Here is a 25,472-nt window from a genome sequence, read left to right as displayed (position 1 = left end):
AATCTCCTTATCTGTTGTTTATTTTAACATTTATTAAATGGTTTGAATAACGTTGCCTACTGAAAAAATGGTCTTTATTTTTGTCCAGACGAACCAAAACCGCCCGTTCTTTCTGCCTCGACTTGGTCATCATCTGCTAATAAAAATGGCTTAAAAATCCCTTGGCCAATTCGTTCACCTTTTTCAATGACAACATCTTCATATCCAAAGTTTAAAAATTGGAACATGATATGCCCCTCATTATTCTCGTTATTATAATAATCACTGTCAATGACTCCAACACCATTCGCTAAAAGTAGGAACCGTTTTAGCGGGTTCGAAGAACGACTCACCAATTCTAAATATTCAGAATCAGGCATATACGCCTTAATTCCTGTTTTAACTAAAATTGGTTTGGGATTTTCTCCAGCTTGTTGTAACTTCCAAAGACTTGGTACAACAACCGTTTCGGCTGCTTGAAAATCATACCCAGCGGCACCTTTTGTTGCTCGTTGTGGGACACTCAAGCCCTCTTCTTGATACTTAGAAATAATCTCAAAACCACGTTGTTTCATATTCATTCTCCCCTACTGTCTAAACTACTCCTATTTTACCATAATCTCTGATACTCTGGTTGTTTTTAGTAAGTTTCTCATTTCTAAAAGCCCAGTTAATCTAGACTACGCAAAAAAGAGAAGAATTTTTGTTTATTTTCCTTCTTTTAGTCTATCATCTTCTCTTAAAATAAACAGACCAAATCCCAAAAAGTCCCAAGATTCCCTCAAAAAGTTCACACTTTCATTAAACTTTCTTTACTATTCATTATTTAGCACTTTCTAGTAGCCGCTGATTTTGTTATAATGAGTGTCAAATTTTACTGTAAAAAGAAACGAGGCACTTATGAGAAACAAACTCCAACAGGCCAAACGAATTGTGATCAAAGTCGGAACCAGTTCTCTGATTTATCCCAATGGCAATATTAACTTAAAAGCAATTGATCAATTAGCCTTTACTTTGAGTGATTTAAGCAACCAAGGCAAAGAGATTATTTTAGTTTCTTCTGGCGCAATTGGTGTCGGACTGAATAAATTAAATCTATCTGTGCGCCCAACGACAATTCCAGAACAACAGGCAGTCGCTGCAGTCGGCCAAGCAGAATTAATGAACATTTATAATCAGCGGTTTTCAACCTATAGCCAACAAATGGCACAAGTTTTATTAACTCGTGATGTTATTGAATACCCTGAAAGTCGCAATAATGTTACCAATACTTTTGAACAACTGCTAAAAATGAATATTATTCCTATCGTTAATGAAAATGATACTGTCGCAATTGAAGAATTAGACCACTTAACCAAGTTTGGGGATAACGATCAATTGTCAGCCATTGTCTGCCAAATTGTTCAAGCTGACTTGTTAGTTATGTTATCAGATATTGATGGTTTCTTTTCAGACAACCCTACTGTCAATAAAGAAGCCACGTTATTTTCTGAAATCAATGAAATTAATGAAGACTTGTTCCAAATAGCTGGCGGAAAAGGGAGCCGCTTTGGCACTGGTGGAATGTCTAGTAAATTAAAAGCTGCCGAACGTGTGTTAGCTAATCAACAGGCGATGATTTTAGCAAACGGAAAACAGCCAAAAATCATCTTTGAAATTTTAGAAGGAAAAGATATCGGTACGTTATTTATTAAAGGAGGGCCTGAAAGTGACTGATTTAAAACAACTGGGGCAACAAGCCAAAGAAGCCTCTTATACGCTAGGCTTGATGGATACTCGTCAAAAAAATTCATTGTTAAACAAAATGGCCGCAGCCATTGAAGCCAATGCGCCCCGCATTTTACAAGCAAACACATTAGATTTAGAGCAAGCCGCTACCCACGGAATTTCTGAAACAATGCAAGACCGCTTACGTTTAACAGAAGAACGAATCACAGCGATGGCCGAGGGTATACGCCAAGTTGCTACTTTACCAGATCCAATTGGGGAAGTAGATAAAATGTGGCGCAATGAAGCGGGGCTGTTAATTGGGCAACAACGTGTGCCTTTAGGTGTTATTGGTATCATTTATGAATCGCGGCCAAACGTGACAACAGATGCCGCTAGCCTTTGTTTTAAATCGGGAAATGCTGTTATTCTTCGGGGCGGAAAAGAAGCGTTTCACTCCAATCAGATATTGGTGACAATTTTACAAGAAGCGCTAATACAAGAAGCCGTTTCTCCCCATCTCATTCAATTTGTTGATGATACTTCTAGAGAAACAGCCCAGCAACTTATGCGCTTAAATGACTACTTGGATGTCCTCATTCCACGTGGCGGCGCCAACTTAATCAAAACTGTTTTGACAACAGCCACTGTTCCTGTTATTGAAACAGGAACAGGCAATTGTCATATTTACGTGGACAAAGACGCCCAGTTAACAATGGCAACTGAAATTATTGTCAATGCTAAATGCCAACGTCCTTCTGTCTGTAACGCCGCCGAAACGTTATTAATTCATCAAGAAGTTGCTGAAGCCTTTTTACCAACAATTGAAAAAGCCTTGAAGGAGTTTCACGTGGAACTTCGGGCAGATGAACGTGCGTTAGCAATTTTTGAAGAAGCCATTCCAGCGACTGAACAAGATTGGGAAACGGAATTTCTCGACTTTATCTTAGCAGTGAAAGTCGTTGATTCTTTAGACGAAGCCATCTATCATATTAATCGCTACAATACAAAACATTCTGAAAGTATTATTAGTGATAATTACTTTGCCACACAACAATTTTTACAACAAGTCGATGCGGCCGCTGTTTATGCGAATGCTTCTACTCGCTTCACGGACGGTTTTGAATTTGGTTTTGGCGCCGAAATCGGCATTAGTACGCAAAAACTACATGCCCGTGGACCTATGGGCTTAGCAGAGCTGACTTCGACAAAATATGTTATTTATGGAAATGGGCAAGCACGTTCTTAGAAAGAAAAACCCTTGATTTAAAAATCAAGGGTTTTTCTTTCTCCTCTCCAATGTGCATTTTTACACATGGAATTGTTCACAGTTCCACAATCTATTCTTCATATTTTTTTTGAATCCTCATTATACTTTCTACATACGCTTGTTTCACTTGAACTGGCTCTAAAATTGTTACTTCTTCACCAAAGCCCATAAAATAGTTGGCTAAAAATTGTGTTTCTGTTGGATGAATCTGTCCAACTAAAAAACACTGCGTGGGCGTTTCTTCCAACTGAATATTGTCAAAGCGATGTTTATAAAAAAATTCTCTGCCTTTTTCTGTAATGATTGCTTTAAATGGCATCGTACGTGCCGTCGTTTGTTGCTGACGATACGATTCTTTCAGTTCTTCAGTCGTAAAATCCAGTGTTTGGTTTAACTGCTGAATAGCCTCCATAAAATCACAGCGGTAAGTACGCCAAACCTTTTTAGTCACATCATAGCCTGAACAATACCAATACCCTTCTAAAATAGTTAACCGGGTTGGTAAGATTTTTTTCGTTGTTGCTTCATATCTGGTATAGTTAAACTGAATTACTTGTTGCGCCAAAATACAATGAAACAGCCGCTCTAAATTGCCTGGTGCTTCTACTTGTTCAATTCCTTCGTAATAGACAACCTTACTCATTTGACTGATTTTAAATTGGGTTGGTTCATCTAAAGAATGCAATAATTTTTGCTGAATTTGCTGATAGGAATGACCAAACGGTGACTCTGCGACTAATTTCAGTAATTGTAACGAAAAAAAGAGCGCTAACACTTCATTTTCATTAAAATAAATCGGTGGCAACAACGGTTTGTTTAAAACTCGATAGCCACCATAACGACCATTCTCCACATATAGCGGTACGCCTAAGTTTTCCAAAGCTTCAATATCCCGCAAAGCTGTGCTTTTAGAAATCCCAAAAGTTTTCATTAACTGATTTAAATTAAACTGAGGATGGGTTCTCAAGAAAAAAAGTTCCTGATTTAAACGTTCTGATTTTTTCATTTTTCCCTCCATCGGTGTCACTTTTTGATACCTTTTATTGTTATGCTTATCTTATCAATCTTAGGAGGTTCAAACAATGAAAAACACACAATTTGCCCTTTTTATGGTCTTAAATGGACGAGCAACGGAAGCCTTGACGTTTTACCAAGAAGCCTTTGCTGGTGATATTCTTTTTAAAATTACTAATCAAGAATTTAAAGAGCGCTTAAATCCTTCTTTGACCATTCCCGCTGGCGAAGAACACTGGCTTTCTCACTCGATTTTACAAATGGACACTTTTCAATTACAACTAGCTGATAATCCTTTGTTTGCAGGAATGAATACCACGCCCACAGAACAATTGACCCTCAGCTTAACCGTCGACAGCCGTCACTCTGCCAAAACAATTTTTGAAAAACTCACGCGCCATCCCGAATCCTGTATTATCCAAGAACCAATTGAAAATGAATTTGCAACATTTTATGCGATTGTGAAAGATCCTTTTGGTTTAGTCACTCAAATTACTCAAGAAAAACAAGCAGATCCTACCAAGAAAGGACGTTAGCCGAAGAATGCGAACCTATGAATCAAAAGAAGCCTTGATTGAGGCCATTCAAATAGCTTCAACAAAATATTTAGCTGAATTTGCAGAAATTCCTGAAACACTTAAAGATCACCGAATTGAAACAGTAGCTAAAACACCTTCAGAGAACTTAGCCTATCAATTAGGTTGGCTCAACTTGCTGCTTTCTTGGGAAGAACAAGAACAACGTGGTCTGACCGTTCAAACCCCAGCTGAAGGCTATAAATGGAATCAACTGGGCGCTCTCTATCAATCATTTTATCAAACCTATGGACAAATGAGTTTAGAAAGTCAGCTGATTGCGTTGCAAGACATCTTAGAAAAATTACTTCATTGGATTGACTCGCTTTCCGAAGACGAATTATTTTTACCTCAACAACGGGCTTGGGCGACTACCAAAGCACAATGGCCTCTTTGGAAATGGATTCACATTAATAGCGTTGCCCCTTTTACTAGTTTCCGAACGCAAATTCGCAAATGGAAAAAAGTGTGTCTTTAAAAAGTTATCCACATTTTTTCAAAAAAAGTTTGACAAGCATTTTTAAATTCTCCACAGAAAACTTTGTGGATGAAATTTCTTATTTTTTCCAAAAAACTTTTCCACAACACTTACTTATTCGCCATCAAATCCTTGCCAATTCTAGAAAAAAGAAGATGAAAACGTTGTTTTAATAACGTTTTCATCTTCTTTCAACTTTAGTGGTTCCTTTACTTTTAGCAAGCAGGACTTCTGAACTTATGTCGAATTTTTTTAGCAACTCGAAAACTTATCCTTGTGGATAAACCGAGATAAAAAGCTTTTTTGTGGTTTTCAACAGAGTTATGCACAAAGTTATCCACAGGGCGTTTTCAGCAATTTTTCGGAGAATATTCGTTGTTTAATCTGATGATTTAGCATTTGAATGTCGATCCCTTACTCCTAATTATTCTTCACTCCACCCTTAGGATCCTAATAAAATTTTAAAGTTTTTCTTCTATTGGTACATCAAATAAAGAGTATGATAAACTATAGGTACTTTCGAAAAATCAGGTGAGGTTATTTATGAAAAATAAAAGTAGGCAGTTTTTAAAAAACAACTGGCCTTATATGTTAGCCAGTTTCTTCATTCCATTTTTAATTATGGCAATTATCTATTTGAGTATTGGGATTTATCCAGGAAGTAGTCGCAGTATTTTAGCCAGCGATGCCTTTTCTCAATTTTCAAATTTTCACGCAAGCTTTAACAATGTTCTTCATGGAAAACAAAGTATTTTCTACACGTGGAATGCTTCTTTGGGACTAAACTACTTGTCCTTAATTTCCTATTATCTTGGTGGCTTATTTACGCCGCTCGTCGTGTTCTTTAACAATCAGAACATGCCTGATGCGCTCTATTTCCTAACGTTATTGAAAATTGGGAGTGCTGGCTTGAGTTTTTGGTTCTTGGCAAAACAAACCTTTAAGATTCCAAAATGGTCCCATGTGACTTTAAGTGTCTCTTATGCACTAATGTCCTTCATTGTGGCCCATTCAGAATTAATTATGTGGCTAGATGCCTTTATTTATCTGCCACTCGTAATTTTAGGAATTCATCGTTTAATGGACCAACGAAAGCCGACGTTATTGTTTGTCAGTTATTTCTTGCTTTTTATTACAAATTATTATTTTGGCTTTATGATTGGGTTGTTTTCCTTCCTGTACTATTTTGCACGAACGTTTACAGACTGGCAACGTTATAAATCTCGAATCGTTGCGTATTTTACTACTTCTCTTTTAGCTGGTGGAGCATCCATGATTATGGTCTTACCTGCTGTCTTAGATTTACGAACCAATGGTGAAACTCTTTCTGAAATTACAACCTTTAAAACAGAAGCGACTGCCTTTTTAGATATTATTATGAAAAATATGATTGGCGTTTACGATACAACCAAATATGGGTCCATTCCTTTTATTTACATTGGGTTGTTGCCTTTGATTTTCTGTCTCTTCTATTTCGTTACGAAAGAAGTCCCATTGAAAAACAAACTACTTTTTGGTAGCTTGTTTGTCCTCTTGATTGCTAGCTTTTACATCACGCCACTAAATTTATTCTGGCACGGCATGCATGCGCCGAACATGTTTCTTTTCCGCTATAGTTTTCTCTTTTCATTCCTAGTTATTTTGCTTGCTGGTTATGGTTGGGAAAAATTTGAAAAGGATGATCTCGGCGTCTTAAGCGGCTTGATTTTGATTCTTTTAGCAATTTTTGCTCTTGCAATGGGCACAAAAGGTGCTACTAGTTATACGTATGTGACTTTAACCTCTTTCGTATTAACGGCAACTTTTTTACTATTATACTTTTTCGGGATTGCTTTTTATCAATTGAAAAAAGCGCCTATGCAATACTTAGTGATATTGTTATTGCTGCTCGTTTCTGGTGAAGCAATCATTAATACACGGGCGATGGTCACTGGTATTTTAGATGATTGGAACTACGCATCACGTAGTTTGTATTCTGAACCTTATCCTGACTTAAAAAATCTAGTCGATCAAACAAAAAAAGAAAATGATACCTTTTACCGCTTAGAAAATTTAAATGGTGTTTCGGCCAATGACGGCATTAACTATGGCTACAGTGGCATTAGCATGTTTTCTTCCGTGCGGAACCGACATTCTTCAACATACCTAAACGCCTTAGGTTTCCGCTCGCGAGGCACGAATTTAAATATTCGTTACCAAAATAATACCTTGTTAATGGATGCTTTGATGGGCATTAAATACAATATTGCTGAAAATAATCCAATGAAATTCGGCTTTGAGCGACAAGCTGCTGCTGGTAAATATCAGCTTTATCGTAACGAAAATGCTTTGCCGTTAGGATTTTTAGCAGACAAAGAGATTTACAATGTTCGGCAACCTCTCAATGATAATTTAGGTAGTCAAACAAATTTACTAAATGCTTTAGCCAATACCAATGAACGGTATTTTACCTTTTATCAACCAACGATGACGCTTCAAAATAACGTGACAATTACGCAAAATACAGCTGGCGTAACTTTTACGGAGAAACAACATAACGTAGCCAAAGAGATTTCTTATACAGTCAATGTGCCCGCCAATACGCAAGCTTATTTGAGTTTATTCCCAACAGATTTTGCTCAATTGGAAAGTTCCACTACGACGGTCACCGTGAACGGCTCAAGTCAGCAATCACAAATTGGTATTACGGGCCAATATTATAATTTAGGCTACTATCCAAAAGATACAACCGTTAACTTCAAAGTAAGTTTTTATGGAACCAAAGCAGTAAGTTTTGTCCAGCCGCAAGTGGTTGGCTTAAATACCAATGCATTTGAAAAAGCCATTTCCGCCGTGCAAGAAAAAGGCGTTGATTTAACCACTGGCAAACGCTCTGCTTCAGGTACCTTTACCGCCGACAAAGATCAAGTACTCGTCACTACAATTCCTTATGACAAAGGTTGGCGTGTCAAAATTGATGGCAAAAAAGTGACCCCAAAAGCCTTTAAAGATGCCTTTCTAAGTGTTCCTGTCAGCGCTGGAACCCATACTATTCAATTCTCTTATTTACCAGAAGGATTGATTCCTGGCATCGTGTTATTCATTCTATGTACTGGTGGTTTCGTTGCCTACGTAACCTTGATTCCTGCTAGACGAAACCGTAAAAAAGAAGACAAATAAAAAATCACGCGATGGCTAAGTCATCGCGTGATTTTTTAAATTTCAGTCATTGCTTCTTCCACAAGCGAAACACTTTGATGTCTTCCTTTCGTAATCAACAAGGAAAGTTGCACAAAAGCAAAGAGCACACTGGTCCGCTTAGGATAAGCAAAATAACGAGGTTGCCAACTAGTGACATATTGTTCTTTGCGCTTGCGTGTATCTTGAAACGCATAAATTTGATAACTATACTTGTAAAAAATATTAACAAAGCGTTCTTTTAAGAAAGAGTACTTGCTCTCACCTACATTGGCCAACGGCGCCATCCCAATATCAATTAATTGATAGCCTTGCTGTTGATACGTTTCAATAAAATGAGTGAACAAATATTCCCTAGTAAAAGCAGGTGCTTCTGAACGAATACGTAACAAATCATACGAAATACTTTTGCCTTTTTCCATTTCTTTTCCCGTAATAAAACCGATGACCGTTTGTTTCTGTCTCACCAAGCCTACGCTACTACATTTCAAGTACTCGGGATCCAACCGACCACCAATAAAGTAGCGCTCTTTTTGATTTCGTGACCAGTCCGCAGAAACTCGTTCTAACTCTTGATATAAGGCATCACTAATCGTTTCGGGATAAAATTCAAACTGAAAATCTGCTGCTTCCGCTGCTATTTTTTCAGTCACTGTTTCCGTCCAGGCTGTTTGCTTCACTGTTGACGGCTCATCAAATTGAATCAAGCCTTCTTCCCCAACTTTCATAAATTCAAAGCCGCAATCGTGAAGATTCATAACATATTCTTCCGAAATACGATAAAAAACTAATTGATAGCCTAACAAATCAGCTTGATCCATAAACGCCAGTGTCGCCGCGGTCCATTTCTCTCGTTGCCCAATCGGATCAGCCAAGACAAAGCATTTATTAAACTTCATTTGAAACCCAAAAAGTACTTGATCTTCGCCTTCTTCTTGGTAATAAAAATGGCCATAATCCTTTAAATACAAAAATTGACTGCCTTCGTTGCCACCAAATTTTTCCAAAAAGCGTGTCAACCGTGCTTTCTCAAACCCCTCACCTAAAGTAACAGTTGTTTCGGCTAAATATTGATACAAAAAGAATAAACCAATCAAGGAAATACTTAAACCAATCAATCCGTTAAACCAAACATCATCTGACGGAAACAACAAAAAGTGATTGATAACTTGATTGCCACCAGCTGGTCGTGCGGCGTAATAGCCAGCAACCGCATAACCGATAAACAAGCAGCCAAACAAAATACTATCTACCGTTAAAGCGCCCCATGAATAAACAAACTTTTCACGATAAAATTCTTTACGAGCCAAAATAACCGCCAATAAAATAACAGCATAAACAGCAATTAACTGCCACGAAGTCGTTCGTGCCACCGTATTTACAATACAAAATCCTAGTAAAATAATTGTAGGCCAATAAGCTTTTTTCACTTTCATAGAAATGCCTCGAGCTAAACCTAATAACAAGAATCCTACAAATAAATTCAATGTTTGATCTAAAAAATTAAAAGAGAAGGGAAGTAACACTTGGAATAGACGACTGACATTCGACAAATTCGTCACAGTCGACAATAGAACCATCATAATTCCTGCAAAATATAACGCCGCCACCAAAATAAAATGAGCTACTTTTTGTGAAAATAACCGAGGTAAATTATCAAAAAATTGGTTGACTTTCATGCCTGCTTGTTGCAAGAACAAAATAACTCCTGTCATAAAAGGCGTCACATAATAGAACAAACGATAATACAACAACCAGACGACCGCTTGTGATCGATCAATCCCTAATTGTGATAAGCCCAAAATCATTAACACATCAAACGTTCCCATACCGCCAGGAACCATAGTTAACATCCCAATCAACGTGGCGATAACAAACATTGGGTAGACAGAAACCATCGAAACTGGCACCTGCATCAAACGACCTATCATTAAGAAAGCAAACATCCCACCTAGCCATTGACCTAATGAAGCGCCGAATAAAAGGAGCACCGCTTTTGGAAAAAATGTTTTAAACAATGTTCGCCGTTTTAAATACGTGAAAAACCAGAGCGCTGGCGCAATCAGACTGCCCAATAATAACCAAACCCAATATTCACGAAAAACATTTTGGTTTCGAATAAAAAATAAATCAACGAACGCCACAAAAGATAAAATTGATAACCCTGAAATCAAGAACAGAGCAACTTTTGAGACCGTTGCTACAACCTTGCCCCGTGGTACATCTTTTCCGTAAAAATTAATCCGTAACGTTGCCCCAACTACTCCGCCAAAACCCGCTAAATTGTTAATGGTATTGGTGACCCAAGCCGAAGTTAACCAATCCATTCGTTTCATTGGTGGCTTACCTTCTTTTTCCAATAATTTAACAACTACATAGTCATAAAGGAGCATTGGAATAACCCCTAACAGTCCTGCCAAGACCATGCCAATTAAACGACCCGTACTTTGTTGTTCCATCGTGGAAAAAATATCCGCCCAAGTCATGCCTTGAGCGATATGTGTCACTTGGTTAGCCACGAAAACTAATACAGAACCAAGAAAAATTAGTTTCAATAATAAACTGTGTTCCTTCAACCACTGCGTTAGTTGGCTAATATTTTTTTTCATCTTATAGCCTCTTTCATATCTCTTTTCTATTCATTTAACTTTCGTTTTATCGATTTTCTTCCATGGTAGCCTATTTGCTGAAAATTTTCCAGCACGGCTAGACATTTTGGCTGAATCGTATTGTTTTATTGAAAAAAAAAGAGTGAGAAAAAAATCGTCTTAGATTTTTTTCTCACTCTTTTAACTGTATTTTTTACGCCACTACTTCTGCGATAATCTCAATCTCTACCAACACATCCATCGGTAATTTAGAGATTTCAATCGTTGTGCGTGCAGGATATTCCGCACTAAAATACTCAGCATAGACTTCATTGAATGCCGGGAAATCCGCCATATTTTGTAAATAGCATGTCGTTTTGACTACATGCGCGAAATCACTACCAGCTTCTGTTAAAAGCCCTTGAATATTTTTCAGCACTTGATTAGTTTGTTCTTTAATCGTTGTCCCAACCACCTTGCCTGTTTCAGGATCTAGTGGAATCTGACCAGAAGTAATCAATAAACCATTCACAATTTTTGCTTGTGAGTATGGCCCAATCGCTTGTGGTGCTTGATTTGTTTTAATTGTTTTCATTTCTTTTCCCCCAGTAAATGACAAGTTGTTACTTTTTGTTATTTTATTTGTTTCTATTTTTCCATTGTACTGCAACCATTTTCGGAATGCTATCTTTTCTCAATTATTCCCAGGCGCTGATTCTGTGCCACCCTTTTGTAAAACAGCTTCAAAACCTCGACGCATCCTTTCAAGTCCCTCGTGTAGTTTTGCTTGTGAACAGCCAATATTTAACCGTAAAAATCGTTGTCCATTGCCGCCATATATCGAGCCGTCCATAATGGCGACTTTTCCCACAGAAACTAAAGCCTCTTGTAAGCGGATCACATCTGGAACTGCCGCTGATACATTCAACCACATTAAGTAAGTGGCTTCCAGCTCCGTCACTTTAATTTTTGGCAAATACGTCTCTAAAAAATCTTTCACGTAACGTTGGTTCTCTGCTAAATAATCATTCAACTCGTCAACCCAAGCACCACATTTTTGATAGGCCGTCATGGTTGCTAGCATTCCCAAAATACTGGTTGATGATAAACCATCGGCGTTTTTTAATTTGAGCTGAAAAGAGTCACGCAATTCGTTATCTGGAATTAAGGCGTAAGCAAAAATCAGCCCTGGAAAATTAAAGGTTTTCGTGCCACTGGTAATAATGGCAGACTTTTTATAATTAAACTGCGTAATTGGTCGATGAACATGGCCTTTATTAACGATATCCATATGAATTTCATCAGATAGTAAAAACACATCATACTGTTGGCACAATGAAACCATTCGCTCTAATTCCCATTGCGCCCAAACACGTCCTGTTGGATTATGCGGGGAACATAAAAGTAAACAGCGATTTTCTGGTTGTGCTAGTTTTTTTTCTAAATCAATAAAATCAATGCTGTAGCGCTTCTCTTGATAAAGCAGTTCATTTGCCACTACTTGCCGCTTATTTTCCTGAATAACTTTAAAAAATGCATCATATGCAGGTGTTTGTAAAATAACGCCCTCCCCTTCGTTAGTTAATAATTGAATCAAAGCAGAAATCCCATAGATAACGGTCGGGGTATACATAATCCAGTGTTCTTCAATCTTCGTCTGGAATCTTGTCTGGTACCACGTTTGAATTGCTTCTTTTAATTGCGGATGGTTCCACCTCGTATAGCCAAATACGGGATGTTTCAAACGCTCCTGTAATGTTGCCAGAACTGCCTCTGGCACAGCAAAATCCGTATCGGAAATAGTGAAGGGAAGCAAGTCCGCTTCCCCAAATCGGTCTTCTACAAAATCCCACTGTGTACAATACGTTCCTCGTCGATCAATTGCTTTATCAAACGACACACTCTTCACCTTCTGTCTTTTTTCTAACCTAAAATCATCTCTAATTGATTACGGACCGTTGTCACTTTGGTTCCGATAATCACTTGCACATTCTGCGCATCTAAATGCACGACACCTAAAGCCCCTAATTGCTTTAATTTGTCATCATCTACTTTATTAGCATCTGCTAACACTAAACGTAAACGCGTAATGCAATTATCAATAGCTTGAATATTCTCTTGTCCACCCAAAGCCGCTAAAATCCCAGGCGCATCATAGCCACCCGTTTTCTTATATTGAACTTCTTGATCGGTATATTCAGTCTCACCTAAGACCTTGTCTCGTCCAGGTGTTTTTAAATCAAAGGTTACAATGACTGTTTTAAAGACGAAATAATAAATAACAAACCAGATAGCGCCGACAATGAGAACCCACCACCATTTTGTATAAGTTCCTTGTAACAAGCCAAAAATAATAAAGTCCAGTAGTCCCCCATCAGTGTTCCCAATCACAACACCCAATAAAGCCATTACCATGAAACCTAGACCAGTCATAATAACATGAAACAGCCATAATAATGGACTAATAAATAAGAATAAAAATTCAATTGGTTCTGTAATGCCAGTGATAGCCGTAGCAATCACACCTGAAAGGAGTAAGCCTTTAATCTTATGTCGATTCGCCGGAGCTGCAGTATGATACATCGCAAGCGCCGCCGCTGGTAAGCCAAAAATAAAGGTCGGCATTTTCCCTTGTGACAAGAAAGCTGTTGCGCTTGGTGAAATCGGTAAATTATTTTGCAATTCTGCATAGAAAATATTTAACGCACCAAACACTTCTTTGCCAGCCACCACCGCTGAACCCCCTGCTTCAGTAAAACGAATCATGGAAACCAAAATATGATGCAACCCAAACGGTAACAGTAGACGTTCCCCTGACCCAAACAGAAAAGGCCCAAAAATACCAGAACGTTGGATAAGTTGGCCAATCGCCATAATCATTAGCGCGAAAAGTGGCCAAACTAACGGAATTACTAAGCCCACGAATGCCATCACTAATGAAGTAATAATTGGTACAAACCGTGCGCCAGAAAAGAAGGCAAAACTATCTGGTAGTTGCACCGTATAAAATCGATTATGCAACTTATATACAATAAGCCCAGCGATAATTCCACCAAGAACGCCCATTTCAATCGTTTGAATCCCAAAAACCATTCCTTGGCCGGCTTCCCGCAACTGTTCAGGATCCACAAGGCGATTCGTCTGCACTAAATAGAAATTAATCGCTAAATTCATCACCGTATAGCCTACGAAACCTGAAAACGCAGCAATTCCTTTTTCTTTCCGAACTAACCCCAACGGAATGGCCATTGCAAACATGACAGGTAAATAGGCAAACGCAAAACCACCAATTGTCGACATAAATTGGAAAATAATTTTTACTGCGGGCTTTCCTAAAAACGGGATCGTTTCAATCATGGATTCACTGGAAAAAGAACTTCCTAATCCCAACAAAATCCCCATAAAAGCTAATAAAGCCACTGGCAACATAAACGTTTTACCTAATCCTTGGAAAAACTCCCAGAAAGTCGCTTTCTTTTTCTTTACTGCCATTTCTTAACTCCTCCATTCATTCTTTACAAAACTAAAAATGATTGCGTTTACATTCATTACCCTCATTATAACTAGCCCAAAACAAAGAAAAAAGAGGCTACACTCTTTATGTATCCCCTTACATCATTTAGTATGGTGTTGCATAAAATTACCGCGGCTGCTTTGCCTCTGCATACATTAATAAAACCGTATCGAACAAACAAATGACAGCAATTCTTGAACTTAAATCCACGCGCTGATGATAACGTGTCGTCCCTTTGGCAAATAACGTCGTCGTCGACAATTTTTCCAAGGTGCTTCCTTTAGTGGAAATCAAACTAATCATCGGCACTTGCTGTTCCTGCGCTACACGTGCGTACCCTACAACCCCCTTAGTTTCTCCTGTATAACTGACAAAAATGGCTAAATCCTGTCCATCCAGATTCTTAACTGCTGCTGCTTGTTCATCCCAATCAGATCGTGCATAGGCTTTTTTTCCTAAAAATGTTAGCTTTCGTGCAAAATCAGTACAAATAGGAAAACTGCCACCAACACCGAACACTTCAATCGTATTCGCACGCTCAATCATTTTAAGCATTTCCGCGACTTTGGCTTCATCCATTTGTTGAAAACTATCTTGCACATTGGCAATCAACTGTTGCGTAATGGCTTGAAAACTACGACTATCGCTTTCTGTGCTCTCGCTCTGCACCGATTGGACGATCGCGTATTTTAATTCTTGGAAGCCTCGATAACCTAAGTGTTTTGCTGTTCGAGAAATAGTGGCTGTTGAGACAAACAACGCCTGCGCCACCTCATAAATGGTTTGTGAACTAATTTCCGTCATATGCGTCAAAATATAATCCAATACTTGATTTTCAATTTTACTTAAATGATTTCGTTTCTTTTCTAACAAAGCGATTAATCCCTCAGTCGACATCCAATCCCTCACTTTAAATCCTTTTTTATAATTATACACCAGAATATTCTGATTATTTCAATAAGAAAGTCCAAAATAACCAACAGCGGCTCCATCATTCGCCAGAGAAAAAAATCAGCCTTCCGATGGAGGTGTTTGTTGCGCTTTCTTGCTATACTCTGTATATAGAAAACAGGAAAAATTTGGAGGTAGTACGTATGAATAATCAACGACCAATGTTTATAAATATTCTTTTAGTGGTCCTTTTATTTTTAGTTGTCGGTTCACTCTTTAGTGCCGTTGTCGGTATCGTGGGAAGCTTATTGTGGCTAGCAGTAAAAATTTTAGTTCCCGTAGCGATTATCGTGTGGCTTGTTCGAACAATTTCGGGAAATAATGGCAACTGCCACCGTCGTTATTAAAAAAAAAACAGGTTTTCCAAAAAGGAAAACCTGTTTTTTTACTTCTTTTATCTAAAAGCATATACAATATTGCTAATACCAAACATCATAAAGTAAAAGCCAACTAAGAAGCTTAAAGTTAATGCTGAAGACAATGGATTAAATAATAACATTACACCTAAGATAATCCCTAAAACATCAACAATTAATGTGAACCAGAAGTAACCTGTGCTTACTCGTTTAGCAAAATCTAAAGTAAATAAGCCAAAAATTGAGTCGAATAAAAACCAAATTGCAAAGACAAATGGTAACACAGCGACACCAATATTTAAGTTAAACAATAAGTAAACACCAATTAGGATATCAATAATCCCTAAGATGATTGGTGCATAAGCTTTGTAGCCTAGCAATTCTTTCATACGATTACGTACAAAAATTTCGAAAACTCCTTTAATAATAGCAAAAATCGCAAAAACCATCACAATGGCAATTAAATTACCGGCAGGATTTTGAAAAGAAATTAATGCAGTCAGAACAAATAGAATTCCTAATACTAATGAACCCCAATCTATTCCATGATGTTGTCGTTGTTCCATGACACTCACTCCTCTATAAAATAATTTATTACACTTATTATGTTACTACTATTTTACAAGGTGTCAAATATTTTCATCGTACTTTCTGAAAACCATTTCAATGATAACTCCATTAAAAACAACGTATCACTTGATTGTCTCTTTTTTGGTGCATAATTGTGTCTTTTTTGTATAAATAAGTCCCTCGTTTTTCCACAAAAAAACCGCTACTTTTTCATCTAGTTTATAAAAAAGTAACAGTTATAAATTATTTTTTCTTTTTTCCGATTGAGAGGATCCCTCTTTTTATGACATCAAAGAAACTCAAAGATTGGACCATATGATCTGGGTCAACATATTCACGAATAGCTCGTAACACTCGCTTCGGCTCTTTTGAAGCAAACGTATACGTCCCATTTTTCTTGGTTTGAATCGCATAACGAGGAATCCATTTTCCTTTGAACATTACTGAAGCCAACACGTAATCGACTTCTTCCCACGGAATTTGGATAAACTTACGTGGATCTTTGGCATGGTAAAATTCAAACCCGCGGTCACCTATCATAATTTGTCCATAATCTGTTAATCCTGTAAATGCCGTCGCATCTATAACTAAATCAACTTTTGTGTTTAATGATTGTACCATGTTATCTGCTCCATTTCATTCGACTAATTCCTCTTTATTATACGTTTCTTTCCTGATCGAAACAAACAAAATTACATCTTTGTTTAAAAAAGCGGAAGAAAAGTTTCTCGACTTCTCTTCCGCTTTTTTTGATTAGAAGTAATGAACTTACTTCCTCATTCTTATAATAAGCCGATTAAGTGGCCGACAACGCCGACTACGAATAAACCAAGAATGATAATGATTGGGCTAACTTTTTTCTTCAATAACCACATACATAAGAATGTAAGTAGTAATGGTGCAAGACCTGGAATCAATTGATCTAAGTTATCTTGTAGAGAAGTAACTTTCGTTGGTGAAAGCGCCAATCCTTGGTTCACTTGTTCAAAAGCTTTATGCATTCCTTCACCGCCAGCAGGAAGTTTATCCCACTCGATATAAGCACCTTTGTCTAACTTAACTTGTGAGACAATTGGTAAGAACTTAATCGATACCCAACGTTGAACTAATGCGGCCAGTACGAACATCCCTAAAATAGAAGCACCTTTTGTAATATCTTGTAGTAAACCACCTGAAAGGTCATCAGTAATTTTAGAACCTGCTTTGTAACCAAACTCTTGTGTATACCACATGAATGACCAACGAATTAAGTTCCAAGCAACGAAGAATAAGATTGGGCCTAAGATGTTACCACCCATTGCTAAGGAAGCACCTAAAGCTCCTAACATTGGACGAACAGTAAACCAGAAAACTGGGTCACCGACACCGGCTAAAGGACCCATCATCCCAACTTTAACCCCTTGAATCGCTACGTCATCAACTGGTGCGCCATTGGCACGTTCTTCTTCCAAAGCTAATGTTACACCAAGAATTGGTGAGGCAATGTATGGGTGTGTATTAAAGAACTCTAAGTGACGTTTTAACGCCGCTGAACGTTCTTCTTTCGTTTTATATAATTTTTTGATTGCTGGAATCATTGAGAATGCCCAGCCGCCGTTTTGCATACGTTCATAGTTCCAAGAACCTTGGATAAATGTTGAACGCCAAGCTACAGCTAAACGATCTTTTTTAGTTAATTGAATTTTTTCTGCCATTTTCTTTGCTCCTCCTTCAGAATTAGTAGTCGTTTAAAATATCGCCTAATGGGTCGCCAGAGTTGCCTCCGCCATTTGAGTTAGAAGAACCGCCCATTTTAGATAAGTTCAAGTAAATAAGAGCTAAAGCGACACCTAAAGCACCTAATGCGATTAATGTTAATTGAGAAATCGCTGCGACTACGAAACCGATAATGAAGAATGGCCATACTTCTTTTGTTGCCATCATGTTGATTACTAATGCATAACCTACGGCAACGACCATACCACCACCGATAGCCATACCATCAGTTAACCAAGCTGGCATTGATTCTAAGAAATTACGAACAGTGTCAGCAGGAATGAATAGTAAAGCACCTGCTGGAATTGCAATCCGAATACCTTGTAAACATACAGCGAAAATGTGTAACATTTCAACTTGTTTAATGTTGCCTTTTTCAGCAGCCGCGTCCATCATGTGAACGATTGGAACCGCAACTGTCCGAACGATCATTGTTAAGAATAAACCTGCAACCGCTAAAGGAACTGCGATGGCAATCGCTGAAGGAACACCTTTAACACCTTGGCCACCTAAAACTAAAATAATTGCTGAAGCAACAGATGCTAAAGCGGCATCCGGTGCAACGGCAGCCCCAATGTTCGCCCAACCTAACGCGATCATTTGTAAAGTACCACCTAAAACAATTCCGGCTTCTAAATTACCAGTAACTAATCCGATTAATGTACATGCTACTAACGGTTGGTGGAATTGGAACTCATCCAAAATCCCTTCCATACCAGCTAGAAAGGCAACGAGTAAAACTAAAATAATTGATATAACAGACATGATAAGCCTCCTATTTTGATTTGTATTTGGCGAGTTACGCGTTTGCTAACTCATTTTTTGCTTTTTTCAAAATTTCGTCCATATTCGCTTTTGAATCATTTGGCACTTTACGCACATCAAATTTGATGCCTTTGGCTTTTAATTCATCAAACGTATCAACGTCTTCTTGACCCATTGATAATACTTTGCTTACAACGACTTTCCCAACAGAGTGAGCCATTGAACCAACGTTTACTTCTGGAATTTCTACGCCGCCTTCAACCACTTTTAAGACGTCTTCAGGATTTTCAAATAATAATAATGCTTTTGTATTGCCAAAACGTGGATCTTTCGCTACTTCAATCATTTTACTGATTGGAACAACATTGGCTTTTACTCCCGGAGGAGCTGCCTGTTCGATTAATTTCTTACGTAAGTCGTCTTTTGCAACGGCATCAGAAACAACAATAATTCTGTTTGGTTGTGTTGCTTTTGTCCAAGCTGTTGCTACTTGACCATGTAATAAACGTGAATCAATACGTGCTAGCACAAATTTAATTTTGCCATCGCCAACAACTGTACCTGGTGGTAATGAACCTTTTGGCTGTGCATCTTCTGTCGCAGCAGCTTTTGGTGCTTCTGCTGGTTGTAACTCTTCTGGTTTAACTTTGACACCATCTTTTGCTGTTTCAAGAATGTGTGTCGCAATTTCTTGTGCTGATTCCATAGAGAAACGAGAAGCATATGCTTCAATAACCATTGGTAAGTTCATACCTGCAACGATTGCCCATTTGTCTTTATGATCTTCTAACAATGAGTTCGCTTGGTTAAATGGTGTTCCTCCCCATAGGTCAACTAAAAATAGTACTTCGTCTTGATTGTCAAACGATGCAATGGCTTCTTGCATTTTTGCTTTTACATCATCGGGACCTTCGCTAGGCATTAACGTAACTGCTTTTACATTTTCTTGTTCGCCAAAGATCATTGCACCAGATTGCAAGATCCCTTCAGCAAATTCACCGTGACTTGCTAGGATAATTCCTACCATTTTTATACCTCCTGTATAATTGATGTTTTTTTTCATGGTTGTACTGCTAAACGCTTTCACTTTTTGAAAAAAATCAGATAAATCAGATTCTGACAAAAATAAATGAAAAAATTTCAATAGTTCTTGATTTTTTTCAACATCAGCACTTGCCTTTATCAATACAGTTCATGAAGCAATGATGTTGGTCCTAGGCCACCACATCCTTTCAATGTCTTTCGTCTGTAAAAATTAACGTCAGCTGGCGTTATTTTCTTTGCTACGCTCTTTTTTCAGTAAATCCATCAAATTCACTTGGCTGTCTGCTGCGACTTTACGAATTTCCAATTCAATACCTTGTTCATTTAAAAACAGAAATGCTTTTAAATCGTTGGCATCCACTGCAACTGCATTCGTAATCATTCGCTTGCCTGTGCTGAAACTCATTCCGCCAATATTCACAGAAGTTAGTTGTACACCGCCTTCGACCACTCGTTTCACGTCCAAAGGATTAGTGAATAACAACATGGCTCGAAACGAATCAAAACGAGGATCAGGGTAAACATCAATCATTTTTTGAACAGTGATGACATTTACTTTGACACCAGGTGGAGCAGCTTGAACCAACAAGGCTTTTCTCAAATTGTCATGAGCAACGGAATCACTAACCACTAAAATGCGATTAATGTTCGTCAATTTTGCCCAAACAGTTGCTACTTGGCCATGAATTAATCGATCATCAATTCGAGCTAAACGAATATCCATTACCATCGGGAATGCTCCTTTAAATTCATTTTTAAAGGTTAGGACCTTTGTCTTTTTACTTAAAAATTTTAGGTAAAAAGGGACACCTTATTATAAGCAAGTTTCGTGCCAACTTTAGTGTATCGGTTCGAAACCTAGAAAATTATAGGTTTTTTTAAGAAAATCAAAAAATCGATACACTAATAAATAGTGTATCGATTTTTCTGTATTAATCTAGTGTATCAATTTCGGTGATTTTATCTTCGATACACTGGGCATTTTTGACTAACTGTGCGATAAAATAAACTTCTTCTGCTGGAACATCCATATTAAGAGTTTCTTCCATAGTCTCAATTGAGGCCACAATCACTGGATAAATTGGCTCTTGAACCAATCGACCAAGTTCCTTTTCAGAAACCGTCAGTGTATCATTCCGTAAAATACGCTCCAACATGCCCGATGTGTGCATAATCAAATTGATGTAAAATGTGTACTCTTCTGGCATCGCTAATTGGGTTTGGATATTTTTAGCGAATGACCACAACAGATCAATGATTTTTTTTCCATTAATGAAAGTGAAACTTTGCTCCATATATTTGAGACAAATTTCTTTTGCTGCCGCTTCGTCCAACGGCTTATTCATTACTTCTTCTTTCCGCTCTGCTAGTAATTGCTGAATAATTTTTTCTGCTTCACCGGAAAAGAAATTTTCCATGGAAATATAAGGAACACCAATTTTGGGATTGGTAATCCCAGTAGTCGCAATAATTTCATAGTCTTCTTGAATTTTAGGCAAGACTTCTTTCATATTTACAATGGACAAAGGAATCACTTCTAAATGCCAGTCTATTTGTGGCAAGACAGCTTCCTCAATAAGCTCTTTCATTCGGCGGGCAGTTCCTTCTCCAGAAGCGCAGATAGCAATAATTGCTCTTGTTTTCCAATTTTCAATGATTTGTTTCGTTTCACTTTGGCGAATATCGGCATAGCCATGAAAGTTTTTTAAGGACTCATGAAGTGTTTCCAATTGTGTATCAATTAATGCGGTTTTGCGGGCCGCTTCAAGAACAATTGGCGTGGTCACCATGTCTACTGTCCGCACATCAATGCCTGTCTGGCGTACAATTTCTTCTGAAAACGTACTTAATGAACCCATATCCACCAATAATAGTACGCCATTTTCTTCATTCACTTCACCAACTGCTTCAACGATTTTACGCAAAGCTTCTTTCGGTGGCATATCTAAAGGCATATCCACAGCCTTCAAATTATCAACATTTAACAATTGAGAAACCACTTGTACCATACTGCTAGCAGTACTATTTCCGTGCGCAGCCACGACAATGCCAATCCGGCCAGCCTCAGGATTTTCTCTTAAAGAAATGAGCAAAACAGCTAAATAGTAACTTTCAGATTCAGGAATCTCCATCTGATAACTACTTTCAATAATATTTTTAATTTCTTTCGCTGTTTCAAACTCTGTTGGATAATCTAAAACCATATTTCGAATACTTTCATTTAAAGGATGCTTAGGATCTTTGCCTAATTGGATGCGTTTCAAGAAAGAACTAATGTGTAAACTCATTGCATAAATAAAGTTGGGTTGAAACGAATACGATAACCGCTTCGCTGCAAAATTATAAATTTTCTTAGTGACATCAATAATTCGTTGGTCAACAATTTCAGCCAATTTATTTTCTGTATCAAAGGTGAATCCATAATCTTTGTAGAAAGATTTTAAATGAACATTGATATCCGTTGTAATAAAATTATTAATTAGTTCTTGGTCCAAGCCGTCTGCTTTTAAGAGAGCCGCTTTATCTCCAATAATCTCATATAGATTGTAAGGTAATTCATAGGCATCTGACTGAATAGCTACTAAAGATTCATTTGGTGATACCACTAATTGCGGTTCCAGATATTTCGATAACTCCGACAATACTTCTCGATTACTGGCAAGTTGCATAATGCCTTCTTTAATATTGTCCGTTAATTCGTCCATCGTAATCATTAATTCCTCTTGTTCCATCTGATTAAGGAACCCTCGCGCAGTCACAAGTTGCACATTCGATTTTAGCTGACCAACATTTCCATAAGAAACACTTCCAATTAACGCTTTGACCACATCTTCTGACAAAGAGATTCGCCGTTGAATCCGCGCTGCTTCCATTGAAACCATCACTTTTAGGAGGTCAATTTTTTCTTTCGCAGGACGGTCACTAAAGTTCGGTAATTGAATGATAATCGGAATGCGTCGCACAAAAGTATTCAATAAAGAAGAAGTAGGATTCTCCGTCGTAGCACAAATAATCCGAACATCCGCATGATGTGATTTCACTGTTTCACCTAAACGCGCGTACACGCCGTGATCCATAAAATAAAAAATCATTTCTTGTCCTTCGGGTGGTAACCGATGTACTTCATCTAAAAACAGAATGCTGCCATCTGCTTCATCAATAATCCCTTCTTTCGCTTTCGTAGCGCCTGTGAAGGCCCCTTCTACATACCCAAATAAATGCGACATCAAAAGTTCTGGATTATGCGCATAGTCTGCACAGTTAAACACCACAAACTCTTTTTCTTTGGCCACAATTTGGTTCAGCTTCGCAAATTGAAACATGGCGTGAGCAAAATAAGTTTTCCCAGAACCTGTTGGTCCAGTAATTAAACAATTCAAGCCTTTTGGCGGATATAAAATTGCTGCTTTGGCTTGTTCAACCGGCGTTTTCATGCTCCCAGCTGAACCGATAATTTTTTTGAAAATATCTTCAACTTCTGGGGTTTTACTTGTCGTGACTACTGGTTCAACCAATGGTTCGATAAAAGTTTTTGTGGAGTGATCCATTGATTTTTCCCGATAACTTTTAACTGGCTTGGTTAATGGTCGATGCTGAAACGCCACCTGCGCGACATATTTTACTGGTCGACCAGATAATTTTTTCAAGCGCCCTTCACGAACGAGTTGATTCAAATCTTTACTAGCATTGGTCCGCTGAATGTTTAAACGTTCTGAAATTTCTTGTGTCGTGACTCCCGCATCACTTGTTAAGGTCATTGGCGTTAAATTCTTCGTTTGCTCTTTAACATATTGATAGATTTTTTCAATCCGCTTCATTTTTGATGGCTCCTTTAATCGATACACTAATTAATTTACATGATACAGTGTATCATTAAAAAAATACACTAAAAACCCTTTCATGAAAAAAATTTCTGTTTCACATGAAACATTTTAAAAAAACGCCTTTTTTCTATAAAAAACCCACCTTTTTATTCGTTTCTGTAAAAAGATTGAAACTCCTTGAAAAAAGGTTCTGTAGCCGATATAATGCAGAGAGGTTCAAGAATATATTAAAAGCGAGGAAAACAATTGATTACTGTTAATGATGTAAGTTTACAATTTCCAGATCGTAAACTTTTTGAAGAAGTGAATATTAAATTTACTCCTGGCAACTGTTACGGCTTAATCGGCGCAAATGGTGCAGGAAAATCAACGTTTCTTAAAATTTTATCAGGTGAGATTCAACCGACAACTGGCGTGGTTTCAATGGGTCCTAATGAGCGACTAGCAACGCTGAAACAAAATCACTTTGACTACGAAGACTACACTGTTTTAGAAACTGTAATTATGGGACATAAACGTCTTTACGAAGTAATGAAAGAAAAAGATGCTATCTATATGAAAGAAGATTTTTCAGATGAAGATGGGATTCGTGCCGCAGAACTAGAAGGCGAATTTGCTGAACTTGACGGTTGGGAAGCAGAACCTGAAGCAGCTGTTTTACTCCAAGGGCTAAACATTCCAGAAGAATTACATGATCAAAAAATGAGCGAATTAACAGCTGGTCAAAAAGTCAAAGTATTATTAGCTCAATCTCTTTTTGGTAAACCAGATGTCTTACTATTAGACGAGCCGACAAATGGTTTAGACACCCGCTCAATCAATTGGTTAGAAGAATTTTTAATCAACTTTGAAAATACCGTTATCGTGGTTTCCCATGACCGTCATTTCCTAAACAAAGTCTGCACTCACATGGCAGATTTAGACTTTAGTAAAATCAAACTTTACGTTGGTAACTATGATTTCTGGTTGGAATCAAGCCAACTAGCGACAAAATTGCAAGCACAATCTAATGCCAAAAAAGAAGAACAAATCAAAGAATTACAAGACTTTATCGCTCGTTTTAGCGCCAATGCCTCAAAATCAAAACAAGCAACGTCTCGTAAAAAAATGTTAGATAAAATTACCTTAGATGACATTCAACCTTCCTCTCGTCGTTATCCATTCGTTGGTTTTACACCAGAACGTGAAATCGGCAATGACTTATTACAAGTTGAAAATGTCTCTGTAACGATTGATGGCAAAAAAATCTTAGATAATATCTCGTTCAACTTAACAAAAGATGATAAAGTTGCATTCATCGCTGACTCAGATATTACAACGACTACGTTATTCAAAGTGATTATGGGCGAAATTACTCCCGATACAGGTTCTGTTCGTTGGGGTGTTACAACCAGCCAAGCTTATTTACCAAAAGACAACAGCAAAGACTTTGAAGAGCCATTAACCATTTTAGATTGGTTACGTCAATTTGCTGGTAAAGAAGAAGATGACAATACGTTCTTACGTAGTTTCTTAGGTCGGATGTTATTCTCTGGTGAAGAGGTACTAAAACCAGTCAATGTTCTTTCTGGAGGCGAAAAAGTGCGTGTCATGCTTTCAAAATTAATGCTTTCCAAAGCCAATGTCTTAGTTTTAGATGATCCAACGAACCACTTAGACTTAGAATCAATTACTGCGTTAAATGATGGTTTGATGGCTTTCACTGGTTCAATTCTTTTTGCTTCACATGACCACCAATTTATTCAAACATTAGCGAACCGAATTATTGCTGTTTCTGATAAAGGGGTCATTGATCGGGCAGAAACAACCTATGATGAATTCTTGGAAAACCCAGAAATTCAAAAACAAATGGACGTTTTATTCAGTTCAGACTATTAAAAAAATAGAGAAGTCATTAAAAAATGA

General features: G+C 37.7%; 21 protein-coding genes. 7 read left to right on the top strand and 14 right to left on the bottom strand.

From position 1 onward, the window contains the following. Nucleotides 1-74: 74 nt before the first annotated feature. Nucleotides 75-560, bottom strand: coding sequence for a dUTP diphosphatase (locus IGL49_RS00175; RefSeq protein ID WP_002361472.1), 486 nt, complete (start codon nucleotides 558-560; stop codon nucleotides 75-77). Nucleotides 561-879: 319 nt separating this feature from the next. On the opposite strand from IGL49_RS00175, the gene proB reads away from it, so the two are divergent. Both proB and IGL49_RS00165 read left to right on the top strand, forming a co-directional pair. Then, the gene (gene proB, locus IGL49_RS00170; protein WP_104855076.1) at nucleotides 880-1,695 is read left to right on the top strand and encodes a glutamate 5-kinase; all 816 of its coding nucleotides are present in this window, start codon (nucleotides 880-882) and stop codon (nucleotides 1,693-1,695) included. Continuing rightward, nucleotides 1,682-2,935: a glutamate-5-semialdehyde dehydrogenase gene (locus IGL49_RS00165; protein ID WP_104855075.1), complete on the top strand. Its 1,254-nt coding sequence runs from the start codon at nucleotides 1,682-1,684 to the stop codon at nucleotides 2,933-2,935. Before proB ends, IGL49_RS00165 begins: the two co-directional genes overlap by 14 nt. A 91-nt stretch (nucleotides 2,936-3,026) precedes the next feature. On the opposite strand, the gene IGL49_RS00160 is transcribed toward IGL49_RS00165, so the two are convergent. After that, nucleotides 3,027-3,974, bottom strand: a complete 948-nt coding sequence (locus IGL49_RS00160) for a helix-turn-helix transcriptional regulator (RefSeq protein ID WP_162782667.1) — start codon at nucleotides 3,972-3,974, stop codon at nucleotides 3,027-3,029. Between the two features lie 64 nt (nucleotides 3,975-4,038). Between IGL49_RS00160 and IGL49_RS00155 the strand changes: the two genes are divergently transcribed. From IGL49_RS00155 to IGL49_RS00145, 3 genes are all read left to right on the top strand, one after another. After that, nucleotides 4,039-4,506: a VOC family protein gene (locus IGL49_RS00155; protein WP_104853921.1), complete on the top strand. Its 468-nt coding sequence runs from the start codon at nucleotides 4,039-4,041 to the stop codon at nucleotides 4,504-4,506. Nucleotides 4,507-4,513: 7 nt separating this feature from the next. Then, a complete protein-coding gene (locus tag IGL49_RS00150) occupies nucleotides 4,514-5,023 on the top strand; it encodes a ClbS/DfsB family four-helix bundle protein (RefSeq protein ID WP_104853920.1) in 510 nt (169 codons plus the stop codon). A gap of 543 nt (nucleotides 5,024-5,566) precedes the next feature. Further along, on the top strand, nucleotides 5,567-8,182 hold the full coding sequence (locus tag IGL49_RS00145; RefSeq protein ID WP_104858738.1) for a YfhO family protein: 2,616 nt from the start codon (nucleotides 5,567-5,569) through the stop codon (nucleotides 8,180-8,182). Nucleotides 8,183-8,217: 35 nt separating this feature from the next. On the opposite strand, the gene mprF is transcribed toward IGL49_RS00145, so the two are convergent. From mprF to IGL49_RS00120, 5 genes are all read right to left on the bottom strand, one after another. Beyond that, complete coding sequence (gene mprF / locus IGL49_RS00140) at nucleotides 8,218-10,809, bottom strand: bifunctional lysylphosphatidylglycerol flippase/synthetase MprF (protein WP_104853917.1); 2,592 nt, start codon at nucleotides 10,807-10,809, stop codon at nucleotides 8,218-8,220. Nucleotides 10,810-11,002: 193 nt separating this feature from the next. Beyond that, nucleotides 11,003-11,383 (bottom strand): RidA family protein, encoded by a 381-nt coding sequence (locus tag IGL49_RS00135; protein ID WP_104853916.1) that lies wholly within the window; start codon nucleotides 11,381-11,383, stop codon nucleotides 11,003-11,005. A gap of 99 nt (nucleotides 11,384-11,482) precedes the next feature. Further along, nucleotides 11,483-12,697 carry a MalY/PatB family protein gene (locus IGL49_RS00130; RefSeq protein ID WP_104853915.1) on the bottom strand — a complete coding sequence of 405 codons (1,215 nt, stop codon included), beginning with the start codon at nucleotides 12,695-12,697 and terminating at the stop codon, nucleotides 11,483-11,485. A gap of 14 nt (nucleotides 12,698-12,711) precedes the next feature. After that, complete coding sequence (malX, locus tag IGL49_RS00125) at nucleotides 12,712-14,280, bottom strand: maltose/glucose-specific PTS transporter subunit IIBC (protein WP_104853914.1); 1,569 nt, start codon at nucleotides 14,278-14,280, stop codon at nucleotides 12,712-12,714. Nucleotides 14,281-14,428: 148 nt separating this feature from the next. Continuing rightward, nucleotides 14,429-15,199, bottom strand: coding sequence for a MurR/RpiR family transcriptional regulator (locus tag IGL49_RS00120; protein ID WP_104853913.1), 771 nt, complete (start codon nucleotides 15,197-15,199; stop codon nucleotides 14,429-14,431). Nucleotides 15,200-15,396: 197 nt separating this feature from the next. Here IGL49_RS00120 and IGL49_RS00115 point away from each other — a divergent pair, with 197 nt between their 5' ends. Further along, nucleotides 15,397-15,600, top strand: coding sequence for a hypothetical protein (locus tag IGL49_RS00115; RefSeq protein ID WP_002383512.1), 204 nt, complete (start codon nucleotides 15,397-15,399; stop codon nucleotides 15,598-15,600). Nucleotides 15,601-15,647: 47 nt separating this feature from the next. On the opposite strand, the gene IGL49_RS00110 is transcribed toward IGL49_RS00115, so the two are convergent. The 7 genes from IGL49_RS00110 to IGL49_RS00080 form a co-directional block, all read right to left on the bottom strand. Beyond that, nucleotides 15,648-16,175 carry an HdeD family acid-resistance protein gene (locus IGL49_RS00110; RefSeq protein ID WP_104853912.1) on the bottom strand — a complete coding sequence of 176 codons (528 nt, stop codon included), beginning with the start codon at nucleotides 16,173-16,175 and terminating at the stop codon, nucleotides 15,648-15,650. A 247-nt stretch (nucleotides 16,176-16,422) separates the two neighbouring features. Then, nucleotides 16,423-16,800, bottom strand: coding sequence for a DUF956 family protein (locus tag IGL49_RS00105; RefSeq protein WP_002356033.1), 378 nt, complete (start codon nucleotides 16,798-16,800; stop codon nucleotides 16,423-16,425). A gap of 161 nt (nucleotides 16,801-16,961) precedes the next feature. After that, nucleotides 16,962-17,873 (bottom strand): PTS system mannose/fructose/sorbose family transporter subunit IID, encoded by a 912-nt coding sequence (locus tag IGL49_RS00100; RefSeq protein ID WP_104853911.1) that lies wholly within the window; start codon nucleotides 17,871-17,873, stop codon nucleotides 16,962-16,964. Between the two features lie 22 nt (nucleotides 17,874-17,895). Beyond that, nucleotides 17,896-18,699, bottom strand: a complete 804-nt coding sequence (locus tag IGL49_RS00095) for a PTS mannose/fructose/sorbose transporter subunit IIC (protein ID WP_002356031.1) — start codon at nucleotides 18,697-18,699, stop codon at nucleotides 17,896-17,898. 34 nt (nucleotides 18,700-18,733) lie between these two features. Then, nucleotides 18,734-19,726 (bottom strand): mannose/fructose/sorbose PTS transporter subunit IIB, encoded by a 993-nt coding sequence (locus tag IGL49_RS00090; RefSeq protein ID WP_104853923.1) that lies wholly within the window; start codon nucleotides 19,724-19,726, stop codon nucleotides 18,734-18,736. A 234-nt stretch (nucleotides 19,727-19,960) separates the two neighbouring features. Next, nucleotides 19,961-20,473: a mannose/fructose/sorbose PTS transporter subunit IIB gene (locus IGL49_RS00085; RefSeq protein WP_002385473.1), complete on the bottom strand. Its 513-nt coding sequence runs from the start codon at nucleotides 20,471-20,473 to the stop codon at nucleotides 19,961-19,963. 202 nt (nucleotides 20,474-20,675) lie between these two features. Next, on the bottom strand, nucleotides 20,676-23,561 hold the full coding sequence (locus IGL49_RS00080; RefSeq protein WP_104853910.1) for a sigma 54-interacting transcriptional regulator: 2,886 nt from the start codon (nucleotides 23,559-23,561) through the stop codon (nucleotides 20,676-20,678). A 252-nt stretch (nucleotides 23,562-23,813) separates the two neighbouring features. Between IGL49_RS00080 and IGL49_RS00075 the strand changes: the two genes are divergently transcribed. After that, nucleotides 23,814-25,445, top strand: a complete 1,632-nt coding sequence (locus tag IGL49_RS00075; RefSeq protein WP_002359215.1) for an ABC-F family ATP-binding cassette domain-containing protein — start codon at nucleotides 23,814-23,816, stop codon at nucleotides 25,443-25,445. Nucleotides 25,446-25,472: the final 27 nt, after the last annotated feature.

The sequence above is a fragment of the Enterococcus sp. DIV1337a genome, assembly GCF_051712285.1.
Classification (GTDB): domain Bacteria; phylum Bacillota; class Bacilli; order Lactobacillales; family Enterococcaceae; genus Enterococcus; species Enterococcus faecalis.
The sequence above is the reverse complement of the archived record's forward strand: the minus strand, read 5'-3'. Positions and strand labels throughout refer to the sequence as shown.

What these genes read in the sequence shown, in the direction of transcription:
- malX (WP_104853914.1), bottom strand. Translation starts at nt 14,280, where the DNA reads ATGGCAGTAAAGAAAAAGAAAGCGACTTTCTGGGAGTTTTTCCAAGGA.
- IGL49_RS00110 (WP_104853912.1), bottom strand. Translation starts at nt 16,175, where the DNA reads ATGGAACAACGACAACATCATGGAATAGATTGGGGTTCATTAGTATTA.
- proB (WP_104855076.1), top strand. Translation starts at nt 880, where the DNA reads ATGAGAAACAAACTCCAACAGGCCAAACGAATTGTGATCAAAGTCGGA.
- IGL49_RS00150 (WP_104853920.1), top strand. Translation starts at nt 4,514, where the DNA reads ATGCGAACCTATGAATCAAAAGAAGCCTTGATTGAGGCCATTCAAATA.
- IGL49_RS00155 (WP_104853921.1), top strand. Translation starts at nt 4,039, where the DNA reads ATGAAAAACACACAATTTGCCCTTTTTATGGTCTTAAATGGACGAGCA.
- IGL49_RS00080 (WP_104853910.1), bottom strand. Translation starts at nt 23,561, where the DNA reads ATGAAGCGGATTGAAAAAATCTATCAATATGTTAAAGAGCAAACGAAG.
- IGL49_RS00095 (WP_002356031.1), bottom strand. Translation starts at nt 18,699, where the DNA reads ATGTCTGTTATATCAATTATTTTAGTTTTACTCGTTGCCTTTCTAGCT.
- IGL49_RS00105 (WP_002356033.1), bottom strand. Translation starts at nt 16,800, where the DNA reads ATGGTACAATCATTAAACACAAAAGTTGATTTAGTTATAGATGCGACG.
- IGL49_RS00175 (WP_002361472.1), bottom strand. Translation starts at nt 560, where the DNA reads ATGAATATGAAACAACGTGGTTTTGAGATTATTTCTAAGTATCAAGAA.
- mprF (WP_104853917.1), bottom strand. Translation starts at nt 10,809, where the DNA reads ATGAAAAAAAATATTAGCCAACTAACGCAGTGGTTGAAGGAACACAGT.
- IGL49_RS00135 (WP_104853916.1), bottom strand. Translation starts at nt 11,383, where the DNA reads ATGAAAACAATTAAAACAAATCAAGCACCACAAGCGATTGGGCCATAC.
- IGL49_RS00115 (WP_002383512.1), top strand. Translation starts at nt 15,397, where the DNA reads ATGAATAATCAACGACCAATGTTTATAAATATTCTTTTAGTGGTCCTT.
- IGL49_RS00145 (WP_104858738.1), top strand. Translation starts at nt 5,567, where the DNA reads ATGAAAAATAAAAGTAGGCAGTTTTTAAAAAACAACTGGCCTTATATG.
- IGL49_RS00100 (WP_104853911.1), bottom strand. Translation starts at nt 17,873, where the DNA reads ATGGCAGAAAAAATTCAATTAACTAAAAAAGATCGTTTAGCTGTAGCT.
- IGL49_RS00120 (WP_104853913.1), bottom strand. Translation starts at nt 15,199, where the DNA reads ATGTCGACTGAGGGATTAATCGCTTTGTTAGAAAAGAAACGAAATCAT.
- IGL49_RS00085 (WP_002385473.1), bottom strand. Translation starts at nt 20,473, where the DNA reads ATGGTAATGGATATTCGTTTAGCTCGAATTGATGATCGATTAATTCAT.
- IGL49_RS00160 (WP_162782667.1), bottom strand. Translation starts at nt 3,974, where the DNA reads ATGGAGGGAAAAATGAAAAAATCAGAACGTTTAAATCAGGAACTTTTT.
- IGL49_RS00090 (WP_104853923.1), bottom strand. Translation starts at nt 19,726, where the DNA reads ATGGTAGGAATTATCCTAGCAAGTCACGGTGAATTTGCTGAAGGGATC.